The organism is Streptomyces sp. NPDC104367, assembly GCF_055583825.1.
The window spans coordinates 183,068-202,579 of the sequence record NZ_JBVJND010000005.1 but is presented as its reverse complement, the minus strand read 5'-3'; the positions used below and the strand labels follow the sequence as shown (position 1 = coordinate 202,579).

Sequence of the window (19,512 nt, the reverse complement as noted above, 5' to 3'; positions counted from 1 at the left end):
TCAGCCCTCCTGGCTGGTGCGGGGAGTCCAGACCTCGGCGGGCTGGACGGCGTGCGGGTTGAAGTCGTCGTCCTCGCCGGACAGGTCGGGAACGGCGTGCAGGGCGGGAACGGTCGGCTTCGCGGCCGGCTGGACGGGACGCGGTGGTGGCGCGGGGGCGGCCGGGGCGGAGCGTGCCTCGTCCTGGGCCTGGGCGTCGGCGCGGTGCCGGTCACGGGTGTGGCGCTTGCGGTCGGTCCTGGTCCACGTCTCGGGAGCGTCAATACGGTTTTGCAGGTCCCGCAGGGCTTCGGCGATCTGCTCCTGGTACTCCTTGTCCTTCGGGTCGCCCCCGCGCAGTTCGACCAGGCGTTTGGCCTCCCGCAGGGTGATGTCGGTGAAGGGCTGCAGGTCGCTGAGGGCCTTGGTCCATCCCAGCGTGTGCCAGGTGTTGTCACGGGGGTTGTGGAAGTAGGCGTGCAGCAGGTTGCGCGGGTCGTAGCGGATGGGCCAGAGCCCGTTGTCGTAGGGCGACTTGGCCCGGCGGAACTGGTACAGCACCGGGGCGTCGTAGACCAGGTAGTTGAGTTCGACGCCGTAGGGGTTGATGACGCGGCCGTTGTCGGCGATGGGCAGCAACTCGTAGTACAGGTTGGGGTCTCGGGGGCAGTCGACGTAGCCAGCCGAGCCGAGCGCCATGGCGTACGCCTCGTTGGGTGAGACGTGCAGGTCGGGGAAACCGTGCAGGTGCAGCCCTCGGTGGTGCTGGTTCTGGTAGACCGCGATGACGTATTCGGCGAAGAACTCGGCGATCTCGTCCAGAGTCCAGCGGGCCTGCTCCTCGACGTTCTTGCCGCGGTGGGCGACGTTGAAGCCCTTGTACCCGGCGACGTGCATGGAGAACTTTTCCCGGATCGTCAGGAACAGGCGTTCCACCTGGGGTTTGTCGTTGGCTTTGAGTTTGCGGGCGTCCTGCGGGTCGATCTTCCATGTGCGGCACGCGCGCTTGACGACATCGGACTTGTAGGGCTTGCCGTGGTCGAAGAGGAGGGTCTCGGGGTAGACGACCGGCCGGGCTGCGGCCTCGGCGAGGCGTTCGTCGACGCTGAGGTGGCGCTCGTAGGGGATGCGCAGCATCTGGTAGCGCAGGGCATCGGCCCACTTCGGGCGCATGGGCTCGGGCGTCATGACGTCGGCGAGCAGCAGGCCGATGTCGATGGCCTTGGTGCCCAGCGGGGTGAGCCGCCAGGCGAGGATGGAGCGGGTGGCGACGTCGATGGCGACGGTGAGTTCGATGCTGTAGGTGTCGTTCGTCGCCGGGTCGTAGGCCAGGACGTCGAGCGGGGTGGTGTCGAGCATGACGACCTGGCCGGGCCGGTGGGCGATGACGTGACCGAAGGTCCGGTCGGGCTGGCCTGCGTCCGAGATCCGCTGGTAGGCGGGGTCGGAGGGGCTGCGGTGGAGCAGGAGTTTGACCACGCGGCGGAACGTGTCCGGTTTGGGCAGCGGGACGGCGCCGGTGCCGTGGTCTGCGTCGAGCCGGTTCTGGCAGCGGCGCTGGAAGCGGGTGGAGACGCTGGAGGAGCTGTCGAGGCGCTCGACGTTGGCCTGTTCGCGGATCGCGGTGATCACCCGTTCGTCGATGTTGCGCAGCGGGTTCTTCAGCCGGGCTTTGCGGCCGTCGACCAGCCCCCACAGGCCCTTCTCCTCCCACGCCTCGATCAGCTGCCAGACGCGGCGCTCGGTCAAGCCGAGCTCGCCGGCCTTGGTTGCGACGCGCTCGCTCAGAGGAAGTCCGGGGTGGTATTGCGGGCGTGGCTCACCGGGTGCGGCGTCGAACTCTGAGCCCGAGCGGTAGCCGGTGGTGGCCTCGTGCAGCTGGGCTTCGAGTTCCAGGGCGTTGTCGCGGGCCTTCTTGTCCTGCAGGGTCGCCAGGACACCGCCGGGGTCCAGGCCTGCGGCAGTGTTGTCGACGGTCTCGGGCGGGGCGGCCAGGGCGCAGAAGGAGGGGTCGGTCAGCAGGACGCTGAGCATGATCGTCTGATGGTGTCCGGAGATCGAGCGCAGCCGCACGAGTGCACCGGTGAGACCGGTGACCTGGTGCTGTTCTTCCTCGAACTCGATCCAGTCTTCGGCTGCGATGCGGTAGCGCTGGTCCATCAGGTGTGCTCCGGTTCGGGTGCGGCCCACACGATGGTGTGGTCGCGCAGCGGGCGGGTGACGTCGAACAGCAGACGGTGGTGCCACATGAGGTGGTAGGTGACGGCCCGTTCGATGTCCGGCTCGGGCCACAGGGACAGCAGTTCGGCGATGCTGAGGGGCTGCTGGGCGCGGAAGAGCAGGACAGGAACGACGGGGGCTGCGGCGTTCAGGGGTCTGCGGTAGCCGGCGAGCCATTCGACGGTGGCCCACAGCTGCTCATCCGGCTCGCCCACCATCTGGTAGTCCCAGCCGAGCTGCCGGCAGGCGGCCTGGGTCCGGGCGGCTTGGAGGCGCTCTCTGGGCTTGTCGATCTGTTCGGGGTTCTTGACGTCCAGGAGCAGGACGGAGTCGTCGGTGCGGCGGACGAACAGGTCGGGGTAGTGGGTCCAGGTCGTGTCGCCGTCGACGCCTTCGAAGATGAACGGCTGGGCCGAGAAGCAGGCCACCTTCGCGTCGAAGTCGAGGAGTTTCATCCAGCGGGATTCCAGGTAGCTCTCGTAGTCCAGCATGGTGTCGCTGCTGGCCGCCCAGTAGGAGCCAGGAGTGTGCTGCTGGCCTTCGTAGGTGGGGAAGTCGCGGGCGGGCAGGCAGGTCTCGAAGCGCACCTGGCGGGCCTGGTCGGCGGGCAGCAGCCGCTCAGAGCCGCCCTCGTCGTAGAAGTGCAGGTAGAGCTGACGGGAGGCATGCCGCAGCGGCCGCAGGGGCTGTGGTCTTCTCGGGGTCATGCCCCTCCTGTCGCATCGGGCACGTCGTACTGAAGGAGGCTGAGTCCGAAGGAAGCCAGGCAGGCGGTGACGGGGGCGGGCATCCCGGTGGCGAAGCGCCGCCAGCCCTCCCGCACCGACTCGGTGCTCGTCCGCGGCCACAGCTCGGCGGCGTAAGCGGGTGCTTCGCGGACGTCGCCGCCGGTGAAGTGCTGCCACACCCAGGCCGCGGCGTGACGCCGCCGCTGAAGGGTGACGTCGTGCTCCAGCGGCCGGCACACCGGATACAGGACGGCGTGCGGCACCGAGGTCAGCGCAGCCAGCCTCTCCCGCCGGGCGGCGTAGTCGACCCGGCCCCGCTCCTCCAGGCGGGCGCCGAGCCGTTCGATGTCCGCCCAGAAGGCCCGCGGGTCGCTGATGCGCTGGACGAGGGTGTTGGTCACCCGGGCCGCCCGCTGAGCACTCATGTCCAAGTCGGCTGCGGCCCGCTGCCAGCTCACCGCGCCGCCGAGCCGTACCAGGGCCACAGCGGCCAGGCACCGGCCGCTGGCCGGCGCGGTGCCTGGCAGGTGAGGGGCGATCAGGTCGGTGTAGTCACCGGCGTCGACCAGATGCGGCACATGCCGGGCGGTGATCCGCACACGGGATGCGGGACGCACCGCCAGCACGCCGGCGACCCGCGAGGAGGGCGACCGGGCCGCCCTAACCAGCGCGTCCAGGCACGCCGGAGGGGACAGAGGCCGCAGCGGGTCGCTCTTGCCGGGGTCGCGGCGCTGGCTCGCCGCCCGCCGCGTCCAGTCGGCCAGCACCTGACCGGCGGCCTCACGGTCACGGGCGAACAGCACCGTGGCGCTCAGCGCGAGCACACTCGCGGCGTGAGCCGCGCTCGCCGGGCTGACTCCCAGCTGGGTCCCCGCGCCTCCCCGCCTTGCCTTCTCACGCACCCACCGGTCGGCCAGGAAGGATTCCGCCAGGCCCCCGGCTTCGGATAAGGCGGCGCAAGAAGAGAGGTCGTCGGCGGAGGCGACCAGACGGATCACCGCCGTCGTGAACCGCAGCGCGGCGAAGAACTCGGCCGGTCCCACCGTTTCACCCGCGACCCGATCCCTGCCGCCGTCGGCGACGGCCAGCACACGCTCCTGCAGGTCCGCGAGCACGACGGGCATCGGCGCAGCGGGCAGGAACTGGAGCCGCTCCTCGCACAACCCGGCCTTACGCCGCCCTCCCGCCGAGCGCCGGTTGCAGCACCGCGCCGGGTCGGACACCGTCTGGCGGGTGATCAGGCCCCGGGGATGGCCGTTGTGCCCGCGGCCCACCCGCGCCCCGCAGCGACGGCACTTGTCCACCAGCAGCACCCGGTGCACCGGGCAGACCGCGGCGATGCCCAGACGCCACCACAACGGCCACACCGGCCGCTCGGCCAGACACTTCGGGCACACCCGGCTGGAGGAGAACAGCGCCCACTCACGGCGCACCACCGGTGCCAGCGAGGAGTCCACCGCCGGATTCCACCCGGCGAAGTCCAGCACCGTCCCGCGGTAGCGGGTCAGCTGCATCGCCTGCAGGGTGCGCGCGTCCAGCCCCGTGGCCGCCTCGGCCCCGGCAAGGCTGCGGCGCGTCAGCGCAATACCGAACAACGCCGGCCATATCCCCGACCCCGGCCGGCACTCCAGCCCGATGGCCTGCGCCGCGCGCCCCGGGGAGAGTTCCCAGTCCACCGATGCTCTCGCCAGCCATGACGCGAACGACTCACCGGCCTGCGGTACCAGCACCGCGGGCAGCCGCCGCGGCCGTCCGCCCTCCCACACGCACCCCTCCACACACCCACCGCTTGTAGGAGATCTCCTACAAACGTGGGACCGTACTACGGTTTCCTCTGTGGCGAACAGCGATTCCGGCCGTATCCCGGCCCAGCGGCTGGCCTTCGCGACCCGGCTGCGGGCCCTGCGCCGGCGCGCGGGGCTGACCCAGACCGCGGCGGCCCAGGCCGCAGGCATGGACCGCTCCTTCTACGCGGAGGTCGAGGCCGCCGTCCACAGCGTGTCCGTCGACCGGATCCCGGCCCTCGCCCAGGCCCTGGGCGTCCAGCCGTACGAGCTGTTCCAGGATCACGACGAGGAGTAGAACTCACGTGTCCACGCAGGTCAGTTACCGGAGCATTCCCGTCGGGCTGCCCAGGCGGCTGCCGGTGGTCCCGCTGCCCTTGGCCGGGGAGTCCTTCTTCAGCTGGGTCGACCACCTCGCCCACACCTACGAGGTCCACCGGGGCCCGATGTTGCACGCGCTGGGCCTGGTGCAGACCGTGCCGCAATGGGCCGCGCGGGATCTGGTCCGCTACACGATGCAGCTGCCTGCGCAAGCATCCCGGGTCGTGGAAACGGCGACGGGCCTGACCTCCCGGGAACTCGCCGTGATGACACTCGACGACATCGGGCCCCCCTACACCGGCATCTCAGCGTCCCGTATGCCGAAGGAAACCTGGGCGTTCTGCCCGAAGTGCCTGACCCCCGAGGGCCGCTGGCCGCTGTGGTGGTACGAGCCGTGGGCCGTGGCCTGCCCGGTGCACCTGTGCTACCTGGTCTCCTTCTGCCCCCGCTGCGACACCCCGTTCACGCCGGAAAGGACCAGCTCACGGTGGGGCTCCGCACTGCGGTGCAGAGGCTTTCGCGACCCCTACCCCCACCTCCTCCCGCCCGGCACGCGCCGCGAGCACTGCGGCATCACCCTGTCGGAGATCGACACCACGCCGGTCAGCGACCCCGTCGTACTCGATGCCGTGAACCACCTGCGGCACGGGCTCACCTCCCGCGCCCGGCCCCGCGCGTGGCTGCGCACCTACCACGTACTGAACGCGCTCTTCGACCGCCCCGTCTTCGACGTCCGCTCCTTCCCCAGCCCCGATCCCGTCCTGCAGCGCCGCTACTCACCCCAGCGCGCCACGGCCCCGGGCTACGTGGTCGACTCCAGCGGATTCCTGGAACCCGGCCGCACCCTCTCCGACGGCACCCACCTGACCTACCGCGACCCGATCACCAGGGCCTGCAGGCTCAGCGTGCTCGGAAGAATCCTGGGCTCCCGCGACATGAGCGCCACCGCCCGAGAGCTGCTGGAGATACGACGCCGCGTCAGGATGCGCCACTACCTGACGGCGTACCGGTCCCCCGATCCGAGAGCAGCCAGTGTCCGGCTGCACCGCTTCCTCGACGATGTCTTCGGCCCCGGCGAGTTCGCCACGCTCCAGCGGTCCCGCCGGACACTGACACCCGAACACCATCCCGGCCCCTCCAGCAGCAACTTCATATCGCCAAGACCCTTCCCCTACCGGCGGCAACTGCGCCAGCCGCCGTCCCAGATCGACCAGGCCGAACAGGATCCCCATGCCGCAGCCGCACCCGACCGCTGAGGACAGCCCGCAGCCGACACGCACGGCGCCCCGCAGACTGCCCGTCGTCCCGCTACCGCAGCCCGGCGAATCGCTGTTCAGCTGGGTCGATCACCTGGCCACCGCATACGAGACGGACCGCACCCAGACCATGAACCGGCTCGGGCTGGAGCCCTCGACCGCGCACGCGGCCCGGCTCGCTCGCCACACCGCCGAACTCCCCCTCGCCCTGGCCCTCCCGCTGCTCGCCGCAACCGGCCTCGCCCCCCAGCAGCTGCGTGCCATGACTCTCTTCGGCATCGTCAAACGCAGCGAAGGCAGGGTGCCTCGCCATCCCGACCTCCGCCGGGCCCCGGAAGAGACCTGGGCATTCTGCCCCCAGTGCCTGAAACCTCCCGCGCGATGGCCCTTGTGGTGGTACCACTCCTGGGCAGTGATGTGCCCCACACACGACTGCTACACCGCGTCCTACTGCCCGGACTGCGGCTCACCGTTCTCCCCCTCCCTCCTGCGCGGTGACGCCCCGGGACGATGCCCAGGATTCCTGCGGCGCGACGACAACGCTCTCCCGCCGCCCGGTCGGCGCCGCACCAAACGCAAACGCTGTGGACGGCCCCTGTGGGAGATCGAGACACCGCCTGTCACCGACCCCGCCGTGCGCTCCATCCATCAACGCCTGGTCCGGCTCGACACCGAGGACACCGCCGCTCACCCCAACCTTGAACAGTGGTACGACGACCTGCGGACCCTGAGGATCCTCCTCGAAGAACCCCACGCGCTGCGTGTCCAGGACTTCACCAGCACCGACCCGGCCCTCCGCCAGCGCTTCGACGGCGACGAAGTCTCCATGCGCTGGGACCATTTTGACGACACCGACCCCATCGTCAGCTGGCAGCGCTCCGGCTCCGGCTTCCTCTACCCCTGGCGCCGCACATCACCGAGCAGCTCCAGACAGCAACGCGACCCGGTCACCGCAGCCGCCAAGCTCACCGTCATCAGCGAGGTCCTCGACAGCCCGGACCCCACCGATGCCGCCCGCCGCGTCTTCCACGCCCCTCACCCAGCGACACTCCGCGATTTCGACCCCGGCCTACCCCCGTACATGCACCGGGCCAGCCCCCACCTGCACGAACTCCTCAGCCAGGCCCTCGACGAGCATGCCTTCGCCGAACTCTCTCGTGCCTGACCGCTCCCGCAGGGCGGACCAGCGATCAGGCATGCCCTCGTGGGGCGACAAAAGCCGCCTGCCCCGGAGCGGAGTACATGCTGATCAGCGCTTTTCGCCGGCGCTCCCTCCAGTCTGAGGCTCTGGCGGCGCAGCAGCCCGCCATTCAGTGCGCGATCACGCAGGCCGAGCGCCGGGCGGAGGAGACCCGAGAAGGCCGCCCAGGCAAGATGGTCACGAGTGCACAGTCACACACACCCCGTTGACACCCGGTCCCAGAGGGACGTCCGCAGCGGGACCCGACGAGATGACATATTCGAACTGACATGCGATGATGATCGTGGTTTCAAAAACGCCACCTCGAATGAGGTATGGTTTTTGAAACCCACGGTTGTCTGGAGGGGCTGTGCAGAACCTGGATCCCGAGTGGTGCGTGCAGCGGCTCGCGCAGCTCGACTTCTCGAATGACCTCTTCCACGGGGCGCTCGACCTGGCGGCGGCCGATGTCCGCAATTGCACCGACTTCGATGCGCCGGCCATGGCCGGGTTCACGTTCTGGAGCCGCACCAACCGGTACCTCGCCGAGACGCTCGACCCGGACGGGTGGGGCCACACCTCGCGGGACAGCATCCTCCGGATGATCCACCCCAGCATGAGTCACGCGGTCACGGCGATCAGCGCCCAGGGAGGCGTCGGCGATCTGAATGCACGGGTGAAGTCGAAGAACCCGAAGGGTCCCGCCATGGCGCGCCTGGTGGAGAGGAACGGCCAGTTCGCGTTCCTCAGCCACGACGAGGTGCTGTACGGCCGTGAGCTCGACCAGATCCCGACGTGGTGCCTGCTCTACAAGTGGGACAAGGGAGTGATCTCCGCCGAGCTGTCTCTGCCGATCAAGATGAACGGGAAGTTCGTCGATGAGTGGCAGGAACGCATCCCTCTGGTGCTGCCCGACCTGGGCGACCCCGGTGCGGACATCGCGCTGCTGGACGATCCGGGCGACGACAGCGGCCCGGACGTTGTCGTGGAGCTGCTGGGGGGCTGACCGGAATGTAGGAGTGCGGACGTGGGAGCTGAGGAAAGTGTTCACCCCTGAACGGCTGGTCCTTGCCCGTAAGAGGCGACGGATGACGTTGGCCGAGCTGGCCCGTCGGTCGGGGTTCTCGGCGCAGAGCATCACTGCGTTCGAGAACCACCGCAGACCGCCGTCGCCGGAGACGCTTTCCTCCCTCGCGGCCGCGCTTCACTACCCGGTCGCGTTCTTCGAGGCTCCTCCGCCGGCCCAACTGCAGCTGGACGCGGTCAGTTTCAGGGCACCGTCCAAAATGACAGCCTCGGAGCGTGACAGCGCGCTGAGCTCAGGAGCCGTGGCCGTGGCGCTCAACACCTGGCTGGCGGGGTTGTTCAAACTGCCGAGGCCGAACGTGCCGACCTATCCCCATCTCAAGCCGGAGGCAGCGGCCGAGCAGGTGCGCGCCGCATGGGGGCTCGGGGAGGCGCCCGTCCCCAACACGGTGCACCTGCTGGAGGCCAACGGTGTGCGTGTGTTCTCCCTGCCGTCGGACTGCCTGGACATCGACGCCTTCTCGACCATCAACGCGGGCACCCCTTACGTCTTCCTGAACACCCGCAAGACCGGGGAACGGGGCCGCTTCGACGCCGCTCACGAACTCGGTCATCTCGTACTGCACTGCGAGCACCGTATCCCCCACGGGCGAGACTCCGAGGGCGAGGCCAACGACTTCGCCTCCGCCTTCCTCATGCCGCGAGCCGGGATCCTCGCCCAGAGGCTCAACAACGCCTCCCTCGACCGGATACTGAGCGCCAAGCGCAAGTGGGGCGTGTCGGCCATGGCCCTGACCTACCGGCTGCGCAAACTCGAGTTGCTCTCCGAATGGCGCTACACCCAGACCGTCAAGGAACTCGCGCGCAGGGGATACCGCCGAGACGAGCCGGGCTCTTCCCTCGTCCGAGAGAGCAGCCAGTTGCTCGCAAAAGTGTTCGAGGCACTGCGTCAGCCCTTGAGCATGTCGCCGGCAGATGTCGCGGCCGAGTTGAACATCTATCCTGAGGAACTCAATGAGTACGTCTTCGGCCTGGTCCCCATCGGCGTCGACGGAGGCGGCAGGCAGTCGGCGCCCGTGCGGCCCGACCTGCGGTTGATCAAGGGGTAGCTGGCGCGGCTGACCGCCGCAGGCATGACAACGATCCGCTCTCAACCGGCCTGCCCCTCAAGGGCCGCAGGCCGGGACTTCCCGGAAAGATGTGACGCATGAAGGTCCTGGGTGTGGCTGTCTCAGCAGGCGCGATCCACTACGGAGCACTCACTGCCGACCAGGGCACGCAGGACATCTCTCACCCGCCAGGGGCCCCGGAACGCCTGGTGCCCGCACTCGGCCTGACGGGAGCTCAGCGACTAGGGGACACCCAGCAGAGGATCGCCCAGGAGATCCGTGTGCTGCAGCCCGACGCCGTGATCATCGTGGCGACCCGCAGGAAAAACCAGTGGGTGTACCGCGAAGCATTCGACCGCATCTCGCTGATCTCAGCACTCATGCTGTCCTGCGTGGAGCAGGGGGTCACATGCGAAGAGTGGAGCACGGAGCGGATCGGTAAGCTCGTCGGCGTCCCCGCGCCCAAGCTGGCCTCGTTCGACTGCAAAGAGGCCGGGTTCGCTCAGCTCCCCCTGTACTGGACGGCCGGGCGCGTGCAGGCGTTTGCCGCGGCCAAGGCCTACGTCGTCGAGATGTCCAGCGAGAGCAGCGAAGGATAAGGGCAGTGAACGAGCGCGAGAGACCGCTCATCCTGGACTACGAGTGCCTCCACAGCATGCCGGGCGGCCTGCGTGAGGTGCGCGTGTGGCTGGATCCAGTCCTGGAGACGTGGCTGGTCGGCAAACGCATTGACCTGTCCGAAGTCCAGGGCGCGGACCTGGTGGAGCCCCGGGTCATGGAGATGATCAACCACCCGAACGTGGTGAAGGTGCGTTCGGTCGCGAGCATCCCCAGTTACAAAGCGCCCATGCAGGTAGTCGAAGTGTTCATGCCCTACTACGAGAAAGGCAGCATCACCGACGCGATGCTCGAGGGCGAGCACTTCACACCAGCCCAGTCGCTGCGCATCATCCGCGCGGCCCTGCAGGGCCTGGCCGAGATGCACGAGCGGTACAAGATCCTTCACCGCGACGTGAAGAGCCCGAACCTGTTCCTCACCGGCGACGCCGACACGGTGAAGATCGGCGACCTGGGCCTGGCCGGCGCCATGGACGACACAGGCAGAGCCCCCTGCGTGAACGCGCCTCACCTGTACGCTCCGCCTGAGCTGTTGACCGGGGAGGCACTGACCCGCTCCTCCGACCTGTACTCCCTCGGCGTGGTCCTTCTCGAACTGCTCCGGGGAAGATTCGACTATGCCTCGTACACGACCACCGACGTGGTCGACGCGCTCCTGGCCGGCCAGCCACCTTTGCGCAAGGAGGACGCAGTCCTGCCCGCATGGGTGTGCAAGTCGCTGCGGAAGCTGGTTCAGAAGGCCACCGACCCCGACCCGGCCCGCCGCTTCCAGACGGCCCGGGAGATGAGCGACCAGATCGCCAAGATCCGCATCGCGGACTGGCAGGAGACCGAGGAACAGACCTGGGAGGCACCATTCCTCCTCAGCCCGAAGACCCGTGTGCGCATCACCGCGAAACCCTGTAAAGAGGGAGGGATCATCCTGGCCACACACCGTAAGAAGACGCTCTCATGGCGCCGGGTGGGAAAGGATGCAACGGTCCCCAGCCTGGATCACAGCGCCGCGCGGGCCGTCTTCGAGAGCGCCAACAGTCTGGCCGTCAGCTGACGCACAGCGAACTCCACGACCTGCCCCTCCTGCGGTGACAGGTCCCTGCCGGCCATAGCCTCGGCGAAGTCGGCCGCCTCGTACCTCGCCGCGTTTCCCGCGCCGACAGGCACCAGCGCGCCCGAGCGCGCGAGTTCCCAGATCTCGGCCCGCACGCGCCGCGCATCAACGCCGCCTCGCCCGATCATCGGAGCAAGTGCCTCGCACAACGCTTCGGCATGCTCGCCAGGCGATGCTGCCCAGAGCTGCTCCACAAGGACTTCGGCCGCCCACGCATGCCGCGGCAGGGAACGCTCCGGCAGTCGGGCAATGCACGACACGAGCAGAGCGCCTTGAGGCGAGAGCGCTTCCACAGCTGGCTCCTCCTCAATAGCAGCGGCGTTACTCAGTCAACAGTCTGCAGAGGACTTGTCCTTTCAGCGTGCCGGACAGGCTACAGACGCGCAAGACTCACCGTCATGACTTATTGTACACTTGTTCGATTTTGATCGCGTTGAGTCCGTCTCGGCAAGGCGGGACGCACTAGTACTCCAGCGGGATTTCGCTGTCTGACCTGTTCTTTTCGCCGGGTGGCGGGAGTGTAGCGGGACATCGATAGTTCTACGTCTCGACCTCCGCCAGGACGTGCGCCGCCTGCCAGGCTGTGATGCGTTCTCGCAAGGCCCTGCCCGACTCGGCACGGGTTCCTGCCTCGACCATCCAGAGCGTCACGCTCGCAATCTGCCTCCGGACCTCTGACGGCGTGGGCGGGGAGGGGCGGCCGTCCCCCGCAGCCCGCTTTGCGTCCGGGCCCGTGGGTACTATGCAGAGGTGTCCACTGGTCAGTCGTTCGACCCGCATCCCTCCCGCTCCCAGGCATCGGCCGTCATCGACGGCATCAAAAAGATGATCCTTGACGGCGAACTGAGGCCCGGCTCCCGGCTCCCCATCGAGCAGGACCTCGCCGACCGGCTCGGTGTGTCCCGGGGCTCTCTGCGTGAGGGCGTCCGCGTACTAGCCATGAACGGGGTGCTGGACACCAGGCAGGGAGCCGGGACCTATGTCACCGACCTTCAACCGGGCGCGCTGCTGGGACAGATGGGGTTCCTTATCGATCTCTACCAGAGTGAGGACTTCGCGGATCTCCATTCCATCCGCCGTCTTCTGGAAGTGGAAGCGGCGGGGCGCGCCGCAGTCAGGATCACCGACGGGGAGCTGGCCAGGGCGGCATCGGTGCTCGAATCCATCGGGGCCGTCGTCGGTACGCCCGAGGCCACCCACGAGGCGGTCATGCAGGCCGACATAGAGTTCCACCGGGTGGTGGCCGGGGCCTGCGGCAGCGCGACGCTGGCAGCCTTGATCGAGGCGCTGTCGAGCAGGACGGTCCGCGGCCGGCTGTGGCGTGCGATCGACGAACAGGGCGCCGAGGCGCGCACCCACCGCGAGCATGAGCAGATCCTGGACTCCCTGCGACGACGGGACCCCGAGGCCGCACGGCTGCGTATGGGCATCCACCTGCTGGAGACCGAGCAGTATCTCGCCGACCACGCCGGAGCCGACACGGCCGAGCCCGCCTGAGCGGTTGTCCTGGGCCGGCACCGCCGGGAGCGCCGCGGTCGGGGTGCCAGGCTGCCCTCTTGTCCGGGTGACCTGCAAAGCGGGGGCCGGTGGTGCGGCCTTCGGACGTGCGCGGTGCCCCCCCCGCGAGCCCGTGGACCGCGCGGCGCGTCCGCACTCGTCGCCCGGTCGTTGCAGGTCCGGATGGTGGCCGTTACACCGGTAGCGCCAACGGCTCGATCCGCTTGATCACGAGGGCGTAGGTCAGCGCGCCCGCGATGGCGATGCCCCCGACGACGGTCAGCGGTAGCACGAACGAGCCGGTCAGGTCGTAGAGCAGGCCGACGAGCAGGGGGCTGCCGACACCGGCGAGGTTGGACGCGAAGTTCTGGATGCCGCCGAGTGAGGCGACCTGGCCGCTGGTGGGGGCCACGTCGGCGGGGAGCGACCACACGCTCGCGCCTGTGAAGGTCAGTCCGGCGTACGCGATCGACAACAGGACCAGTGCCTGGGAGGCGGTGGGCACGATCACTGCGAGGGCGATCACCGAGGAGAAAAGCAGACCGGAGACGAGACAGATCTTGCGGGCCTTGTTCAGATCGCCCGTCCGCTCATACAGCCGGTCGGAGAACCAGCCCCCGAACCAACCGCCGACGATAGCGACAAGGCCCGGAATCATGCCGAAGAAGCCGGCCTTCAGGAGCGTGAACCCGCGGGCATTGGTGAGATAGCTGGGGAACCAGGTAATGAAGAAGTAGTTGACGAAGTTGAAGCAGAAGAAGCCCAGCATCATGCCCCACACGGTGCGGTAGCGGAACAACTCCCGCCAGCGCAGGACGGAACCGCTCTCAGCCTGCTCGGTTCGTGCGCCGCCGTCGTCGATATAGGCGAGTTCCGCGGTGGAAGGGCGGGGGTTCTCGTGCACGTCCCGGTACCACAGGTACCAGCCGACGGCCCACGCGAGCCCGATGGTGCCGGTGACGACGAAGGCGCCCCGCCAGCCCAGCGCGGTCACCACGAACGCGACCAGCGGAAGGGCCATGGCGCTGCCGAACCGGGAACCGCTGTCGTAGATGCTGCTGGCCAGCGCGCGCTCACGTTTGGGGAACCACTGGCTCACGACTTTCGCGTTGGCCGGATAGGCGGCACTCTCGCCGATGCCCAGTCCGATCCGGTAGCCGAACAGTGAGGTGACTCCGCCGGCCACCGCGGTGAGCGCGGTGAAGACGGACCACCACACCGCCGCCACCGTGTACATGACCCGTGCGCCGATCCGGTCGACGAAGTGCCCCGCCGGCAACTGGAAGATCGCATATGTCCAGAAGAAGGATCCCAGGAGCAGCCCTTCCACGGTGTGCGAGAGGCTGAACTCCTTGACGATCTCGGGCATCGCGACCGAGATGGTGGCCCGGTCCAGATAGTTGACCGCTGTGCCCAGGAAGCACATGCCGACGACCATCCAACGCACGTTGGTGCGTCGGCCGGCCGGTCCGCCCGGATGGGGACGTGACGCCGTTGCGGCTATGCCTGGAGATTGTTCCGCCATGAGAGCTCCTCCTTGAGCTTCCAATGTGGACAGAGTGTGAAGTATTCGCTGAGATGCGGCAAAGGGGACTGGCGTGTATGCGGGCATCCCTCCCCTCCGCGGCACGCACCGGCGCCTCGCTCGCGGTCCGCCGACATGCCCCGGTGGCCAGGTGAGGCCGATGCCGCGTCGGTGTTGCCGGGACCGGGTTCGGGCCACTCCGTCGACTGTGGCTGGTTCTTGTCAGTCGAGGCGGGACGACGATACATCTGATGTATTGAGGGGCCAAGGGGGTACGCAAGGCGATTTCTCGACACTGAGGGGTTGATTCATTAGATGATTCGGTGCATGGTGGCGTCCCCGGCACACAGCCGAGGGAGCGAAGGGCGACCGACGTGAAGACAGCGCAGTACGTGGGCGGCGGCGAGATATCGGTGGTTCGGCAGACGGTCGAGCCGCCGGGGCCGGGCGAAGTGCAGATCGAGGTGGCCTATACCGGACTGTGCGGTACCGACCTGCACATCCTGCACGGACACATGGACACACGGGTTCAGGCGCCGATGGCGATCGGCCATGAGATGAGCGGCGTCGTGGCCGCGCTGGGCGAGGGAGCCACGGGTTTCCACACCGGCCAACCCGTCACCGTCATGCCGCTGGACTGGGACGGCACATGTCCCGCCTGCCTGGCAGGACACCGACATGTGTGCCAGAGCCTCATCTTCATCGGCATCGACTCGCCCGGTGCCCTCCAGACCCGCTGGAACGTGCGCGCGGATCGCGTGATCCCGCTCCCCGAAACGCTGAGCCTGCGGCATGCCGCCCTGGTGGAACCGGTTGCCGTCGCCGTCCACGACGTACGCCGCGCCGAACTGTCCGCCGGTGACCGGGCCGTCGTCATCGGCGGCGGCCCCATCGGGCTGCTGATCGCCGTCGTCGCCCGGCACATCGGCGCACAGGCCGTGCTCGTCGAGCTCGACCCCGCCCGCCGGGCGGTCGCCGCCGAGCTGGGATTCACTGTCTACGATCCGCGCGAGGACGACGTGCCCGCGCGGGTCGGGGAGTGGACCGGCGGAGCCGGAGCCGATGTCGTCTTCGAGGTGTCGGGCGCCGCCCCGGCCGTCCTCAGCAGCACAGACCTGACGAAGGTGCGCGGGACGATCGTCGTCGTCGCCATCCACCCCGAGCCCCGGCCGGTGGATCTCAAGCAGGTGTTCTGGAGAGAACAACGGCTGATCGGTGCCCGTGTCTACGAGCGCCCGGACTTCACCGAAGCGATCGGGCTGCTCACTGACGGGGTGGTGCCGGCGGAACGCCTCATCACCCGTGTCGTACCGCTTGAGGAGACCGCGAAGGCGTTCGCGGCCCTGGAGCGGGGCGAGGAGATGAAGGTCCTGGTCGACGTCGCGGGGGCGGCTGGCTGATCGTGCCGGGACCGTCGGTCCGGCCTCGTGACCCGGCGCGTCCTGCGACCGATGCCGCCGTCCCCGCCGACCCGTGGCCCCTTGCCGGCACACACCCGCCCGAACAACAAAAAGGAAAGCCATGAGTACCGTTCATGTCCAAGCCCGTGCCGCCAGGCTGCACCGTGACGACGACGTCGCCATCGCCGGATCGGACCTGCTGGCAGGCGACCGTGTCCGCATCGACGACCAGGACGTCGTCGCCCGCGCAGCCGTCCCGCGCGGTCACAAGATCGCCCTTCGCGACCTGCCGGCCGGCGACGCCGTGCACCGCTACGGGCAGATCATCGGCTTCGCCGCAAGCGACATCGCTCGCGGCGACCACATCCACCTGCACAACATGGAGTACCGCGAGTTCGAACGCGCCTACGACTTCGGGGTCGACGCCCGTATCGACGCCCCGCTCCCGCAAGAGCAGCGGGCAACGTTCCAGGGGTACGTCCGTTCCGACGGCAAGGTCGGCACCCGCAACATGCTCGGCATCCTCACCACGGTCAACTGCTCGGCCACCGCCGCCAAAACCATCGCCCAGCAGGTCCGGCAGTCGGGTCTGTTGCAGGACTACCCCCACGTCGACGGGGTGGTCGCGCTCACCCACGGCACGGGATGCGGGATGGCCGCCGACGGCGAGGGCATCGAGATCCTCCGTCGGGTCATGCGGGGCTACCTCACCCACCCGAACTTCGCAGGATTCCTCGTGCTCGGCCTGGGCTGCGAGACGAACCAGATCCTCGATCTCACCGCCGACGTCGACCTCCGCCCCGGACTGCCGGTGTTCACCAGCACCATCCAGGAACTCGGCGGCACCCGGAAAACTGTCCGGGAAGGCATCGCACGGCTCAGCGACATGCTGGCAGAAGCCGACTCCGCACGGCGCACCACGGTGACGGCCGACAAACTCATCCTCGGCACCAACTGCGGCGGCTCCGACTCCTTCTCCGGCATCACGGCCAACCCTGCCCTGGGTGCTGCGGTGGACCGTCTGGTGAGGAACGGCGGTACCGGAGTGGTGGGGGAGACCCCGGAGATCTACGGCACCGAACACATGCTGGTGCGCCGCGCCACCGACCGTCACGTCGGGGAGAAACTGCTCAGCCGCATCGAGTGGTGGAAGGAGTACACCGCGCAGAACGGCGGCTCCATGAACAACAACCCGTCACCCGGGAACAAGGCGGGCGGCATCACGACCATCCTGGAAAAGGCGCTCGGCGCCGTCGCGAAGGGTGGCACGACCCCGCTGCGACAGGTTCTCGACTACGCCGCCCCCATCACCAGCCCGGGCTTCGTCTTCATGGACACGCCCGGCTACGACCCGGTGTCGGTCACCGGCATCATCGCGGGCGGCGCCAACGCGTTCTGCTTCACCACCGGACGCGGCTCCGCCTTCGGAGCAACCCCAGTTCCCAGCCTCAAACTCGCCACCAACACCGCCCTGTACGACCACATGTCCGAGGACATGGACATCAACTGCGGCAGCATCGCCGACGGCGAAAAGACCGTCGACGAACTGGGCGAAGAGATCTTCCAGGCCATCCTCCGCACAGCCTCCGGTGAGCACACCAAGAGCGAGGACCTCGAATACGGCGAGGAGGAGTTCGTGCCCTGGCATCTCGGCACGGTCATGTGACCCACGGGCAACCAGCCAACACCATCCCCACAGCAACGAAGGAGTTCTCATGAGCACGCACAGCATCCAGGTGTCGACCGGCATCCCGGAGGAGATCGCGGTCGCCGCACTGCCCGACGACGACCGCGCCTGGGTCCCACAGGCGCCCGGTGTCTTCTTCCGGCCGCTGTTCATCAACACGGTCACCGGCCAGTGGTGCAACCTGCTGAAGGTGACCCGGTCCGGGATCGTCTCCCGCCACCGGCACCCCGGAATCGTCGTCGGATACGTCCTCAAGGGGAAGTGGAAGTACGACGAGCACGAGTGGACGGCCGAGGAAGGCGGCTTCGTCTACGAGCCGCCGGGCGAGATCCACACACTCCGAGTCCCCGAGGACTGCCAGGAGATGATCACCTTCTTCAACATCACCGGCGCCATGGTCTACCTCGACGACAAGGGCCACCAGGTCGGCTATGAAGACGCCTTCACCAAGCTGGAGATGTGCCGGGCGCACTACGAGAGCAACGGCCTCGGAGCGGAGTACGCCGACCAGTTCCGTCGCTGAAAGGCACGCCGCCACCGGCACTCTGCGCCGACAGGCGGACACCCCCAGGCGACCGGCCCGCCCCCTCGTTACCGGCTCGAACGCCTGGGGGGGCGGGCCCTTCGTGCTGGCCTCAGCGGGTGTGCCAATTTAGTACTCCAGCAGGATTTCGCTGTCTGACCTGGTCTTTCGCCGGGTGGCGGGAGTGTAGCGGGACATCGACCGTGCGGGGGCCATCTCACGGAGACCGCCCCTCGATCGTGCGACAACGCCGCAGGTAGTGACAGCGGCGGGGCAGCCTCCCAAGGTGATCACCGAGTATGCCGCCGCGCAGTGGGACCTCGAACTGGACGATCTCTTCCTGACCATCGGCCACCGCTTCAGCCGAGTGGAGCTCCGCCGCCGCATGCGTGACTACATACGCGGGCTGCTCGCCCCGGTGGCCCGCAAGCTAGAGATCTTTAACGGTGCGGGTTACGTCGGGCCGTGACGACTGTCGTGAACCGCGCTATGCCGGAGGGATGAGGTATCCCGATGGCGGAGGGCTGACGGCTGAGGAGCGGGATCGGCGTGAGCGGGTGCGGCTGGCGGCCGCCGATCTGATCGAGGCGGGAGTCAGTGACCGGGAGGTGGCCCGGCGGTTCAGGGTGACCCGGATGTCGGCGAATCGCTGGCGGCGGGCGTTGGCTTCGGGCGGTCGGCAGGCCCTGGTCTCCAAGGGTCCCGGCGGCGCCCGCTGCAAGCTCGACGCAGGACAACTCCGCCTTCTTCAGGCGGTGTTGGATGCCGGGCCCGCAGCCTACGGCTGGAGTGACCAGTGCTGGACGCTGGCGAGGATCGCCGAGATCGTGCGCCGCCGGTTCGGCGTCGCGTACACCCTGGCCGGGCTGGACCTGCTGCTGCACCGCATCGGCTGGAGCGTGCAGGTCCCCTCCCGGAAGGCCACCGAGCGGGACGAGGCGAAGATCGCCGCCTGGAAGGAAGAGCAGTGGCCCGTCATAAAAAGAGGGCGGCGGACTTGGGCGCCTGGCTCTGCTTTGAGGACGAAGCCGGCCAGGGCCTGAGGCCGCCCAAGGGCCGCAACTGGGGCCGCCGGGGCCACACGCCGGTGGTGCGGGTCACCGCCGCGGGCACCAAACGGGCCTCGATGGCCGCGCTGATCTGCATCCAGTCCGGCCACCGGCCCCAGCTGGTCTACCGATCCACCTCGACCGTGGAACCGCCATGAGCCGCCGCAAGGGCTTCACCGAGACCGACTACGCCCGCCTGCCGGATGCCGCACACCAGCAGCTCGACGTCCCCATCGTTCTGGTCTGGGACAACTTAAACACGCACGTCAGAAGCCGTTGTCTTTCCGGACGTGATCGCTGAGTTTCCGCTGATCAGGCATGGTGTCGGTGTCGCCGAGGGAGGGTTCGGACGTTCAGTTCCAGGGAGCCAAGAGGCCCACCTCGACACCGGCCGGCACTCACATAGGAGAGGTGCACCGCGCCTACGCACTCCTGGCCGTCGGCGCCCTCCACGAGCGCCAACGCGCCCACCCCGCCGACCCCGACGGCGAGTTGGCCATGG

16 protein-coding genes and 2 pseudogenes are annotated in these 19,512 nt (G+C 68.4%); 13 read left to right on the top strand and 5 right to left on the bottom strand.

The annotated features are described in order from the left end of the window. Genes ACZ619_RS09950 through ACZ619_RS09940 form a run of 3 tightly spaced genes read right to left on the bottom strand, consistent with a single transcriptional unit; the run spans window position 1 to window position 4,693 of the window. Window positions 1-2,139 carry a Mu transposase C-terminal domain-containing protein gene (locus ACZ619_RS09950; protein WP_469596449.1) on the bottom strand — a complete coding sequence of 713 codons (2,139 nt, stop codon included), beginning with the start codon at window positions 2,137-2,139 and terminating at the stop codon, window positions 1-3. Then, complete coding sequence (locus ACZ619_RS09945; protein ID WP_469596447.1) at window positions 2,139-2,906, bottom strand: TnsA-like heteromeric transposase endonuclease subunit; 768 nt, start codon at window positions 2,904-2,906, stop codon at window positions 2,139-2,141. Before ACZ619_RS09945 ends, ACZ619_RS09950 begins: the two co-directional genes overlap by 1 nt. After that, window positions 2,903-4,693 carry a TniQ family protein gene (locus tag ACZ619_RS09940; protein WP_469596444.1) on the bottom strand — a complete coding sequence of 597 codons (1,791 nt, stop codon included), beginning with the start codon at window positions 4,691-4,693 and terminating at the stop codon, window positions 2,903-2,905. The genes ACZ619_RS09945 and ACZ619_RS09940 overlap by 4 nt, the downstream gene beginning before the upstream one ends. A gap of 70 nt (window positions 4,694-4,763) precedes the next feature. Between ACZ619_RS09940 and ACZ619_RS09935 the strand changes: the two genes are divergently transcribed. The 7 genes from ACZ619_RS09935 (at window position 4,764) to ACZ619_RS09905 (ending at window position 11,269) form a co-directional block, all read left to right on the top strand. Further along, complete coding sequence (locus ACZ619_RS09935; protein ID WP_468082586.1) at window positions 4,764-5,009, top strand: helix-turn-helix domain-containing protein; 246 nt, start codon at window positions 4,764-4,766, stop codon at window positions 5,007-5,009. Window positions 5,010-5,016: 7 nt separating this feature from the next. Then, complete coding sequence (locus ACZ619_RS09930) at window positions 5,017-6,288, top strand: TniQ family protein (protein ID WP_469596441.1); 1,272 nt, start codon at window positions 5,017-5,019, stop codon at window positions 6,286-6,288. Beyond that, on the top strand, window positions 6,263-7,453 hold the full coding sequence (locus ACZ619_RS09925) for a TniQ family protein (RefSeq protein ID WP_469596439.1): 1,191 nt from the start codon (window positions 6,263-6,265) through the stop codon (window positions 7,451-7,453). Before ACZ619_RS09930 ends, ACZ619_RS09925 begins: the two co-directional genes overlap by 26 nt. A 385-nt stretch (window positions 7,454-7,838) precedes the next feature. After that, window positions 7,839-8,474: a hypothetical protein gene (locus tag ACZ619_RS09920; RefSeq protein ID WP_103508594.1), complete on the top strand. Its 636-nt coding sequence runs from the start codon at window positions 7,839-7,841 to the stop codon at window positions 8,472-8,474. Then, window positions 8,398-9,603: a helix-turn-helix domain-containing protein gene (locus ACZ619_RS09915; RefSeq protein WP_469596437.1), complete on the top strand. Its 1,206-nt coding sequence runs from the start codon at window positions 8,398-8,400 to the stop codon at window positions 9,601-9,603. The genes ACZ619_RS09920 and ACZ619_RS09915 overlap by 77 nt, the downstream gene beginning before the upstream one ends. Before the next feature lie 98 nt (window positions 9,604-9,701). Then, window positions 9,702-10,202: a hypothetical protein gene (locus ACZ619_RS09910; RefSeq protein ID WP_467487895.1), complete on the top strand. Its 501-nt coding sequence runs from the start codon at window positions 9,702-9,704 to the stop codon at window positions 10,200-10,202. Window positions 10,203-10,207: 5 nt separating this feature from the next. Further along, window positions 10,208-11,269: a serine/threonine-protein kinase gene (locus ACZ619_RS09905; protein ID WP_469596435.1), complete on the top strand. Its 1,062-nt coding sequence runs from the start codon at window positions 10,208-10,210 to the stop codon at window positions 11,267-11,269. On the opposite strand, the gene ACZ619_RS09900 is transcribed toward ACZ619_RS09905, so the two are convergent. Continuing rightward, window positions 11,215-11,622, bottom strand: coding sequence for a hypothetical protein (locus ACZ619_RS09900; RefSeq protein ID WP_469596433.1), 408 nt, complete (start codon window positions 11,620-11,622; stop codon window positions 11,215-11,217). The two genes, ACZ619_RS09905 and ACZ619_RS09900, sit on opposite strands and share 55 nt — an antisense overlap. A gap of 457 nt (window positions 11,623-12,079) precedes the next feature. Here ACZ619_RS09900 and ACZ619_RS09895 point away from each other — a divergent pair, with 457 nt between their 5' ends. Further along, window positions 12,080-12,826, top strand: a complete 747-nt coding sequence (locus ACZ619_RS09895; protein WP_469596430.1) for a FadR/GntR family transcriptional regulator — start codon at window positions 12,080-12,082, stop codon at window positions 12,824-12,826. A 193-nt stretch (window positions 12,827-13,019) separates the two neighbouring features. On the opposite strand, the gene ACZ619_RS09890 is transcribed toward ACZ619_RS09895, so the two are convergent. Further along, a complete protein-coding gene (locus tag ACZ619_RS09890; protein WP_469596427.1) occupies window positions 13,020-14,264 on the bottom strand; it encodes an MFS transporter in 1,245 nt (414 codons plus the stop codon). Between the two features lie 461 nt (window positions 14,265-14,725). Here ACZ619_RS09890 and ACZ619_RS09885 point away from each other — a divergent pair, with 461 nt between their 5' ends. The 5 genes and pseudogenes from ACZ619_RS09885 to ACZ619_RS09865 form a co-directional block, all read left to right on the top strand. Beyond that, complete coding sequence (locus ACZ619_RS09885) at window positions 14,726-15,751, top strand: zinc-dependent alcohol dehydrogenase (protein ID WP_469596425.1); 1,026 nt, start codon at window positions 14,726-14,728, stop codon at window positions 15,749-15,751. Window positions 15,752-15,872: 121 nt separating this feature from the next. Next, entirely contained in the window at window positions 15,873-17,417 is a 1,545-nt protein-coding gene (locus tag ACZ619_RS09880; protein WP_469596423.1) for a UxaA family hydrolase, read from the top strand. A gap of 49 nt (window positions 17,418-17,466) precedes the next feature. After that, window positions 17,467-17,961 (top strand): 2,4'-dihydroxyacetophenone dioxygenase family protein, encoded by a 495-nt coding sequence (locus ACZ619_RS09875; protein WP_469596421.1) that lies wholly within the window; start codon window positions 17,467-17,469, stop codon window positions 17,959-17,961. 286 nt (window positions 17,962-18,247) lie between these two features. Next, window positions 18,248-18,391 (top strand): annotated as a pseudogene (locus ACZ619_RS09870) (IS701 family transposase); the annotation flags it as partial. 70 nt (window positions 18,392-18,461) lie between these two features. Continuing rightward, window positions 18,462-19,278 (top strand): annotated as a pseudogene (locus tag ACZ619_RS09865) (IS630 family transposase); the annotation flags it as partial. Window positions 19,279-19,512: the final 234 nt, after the last annotated feature.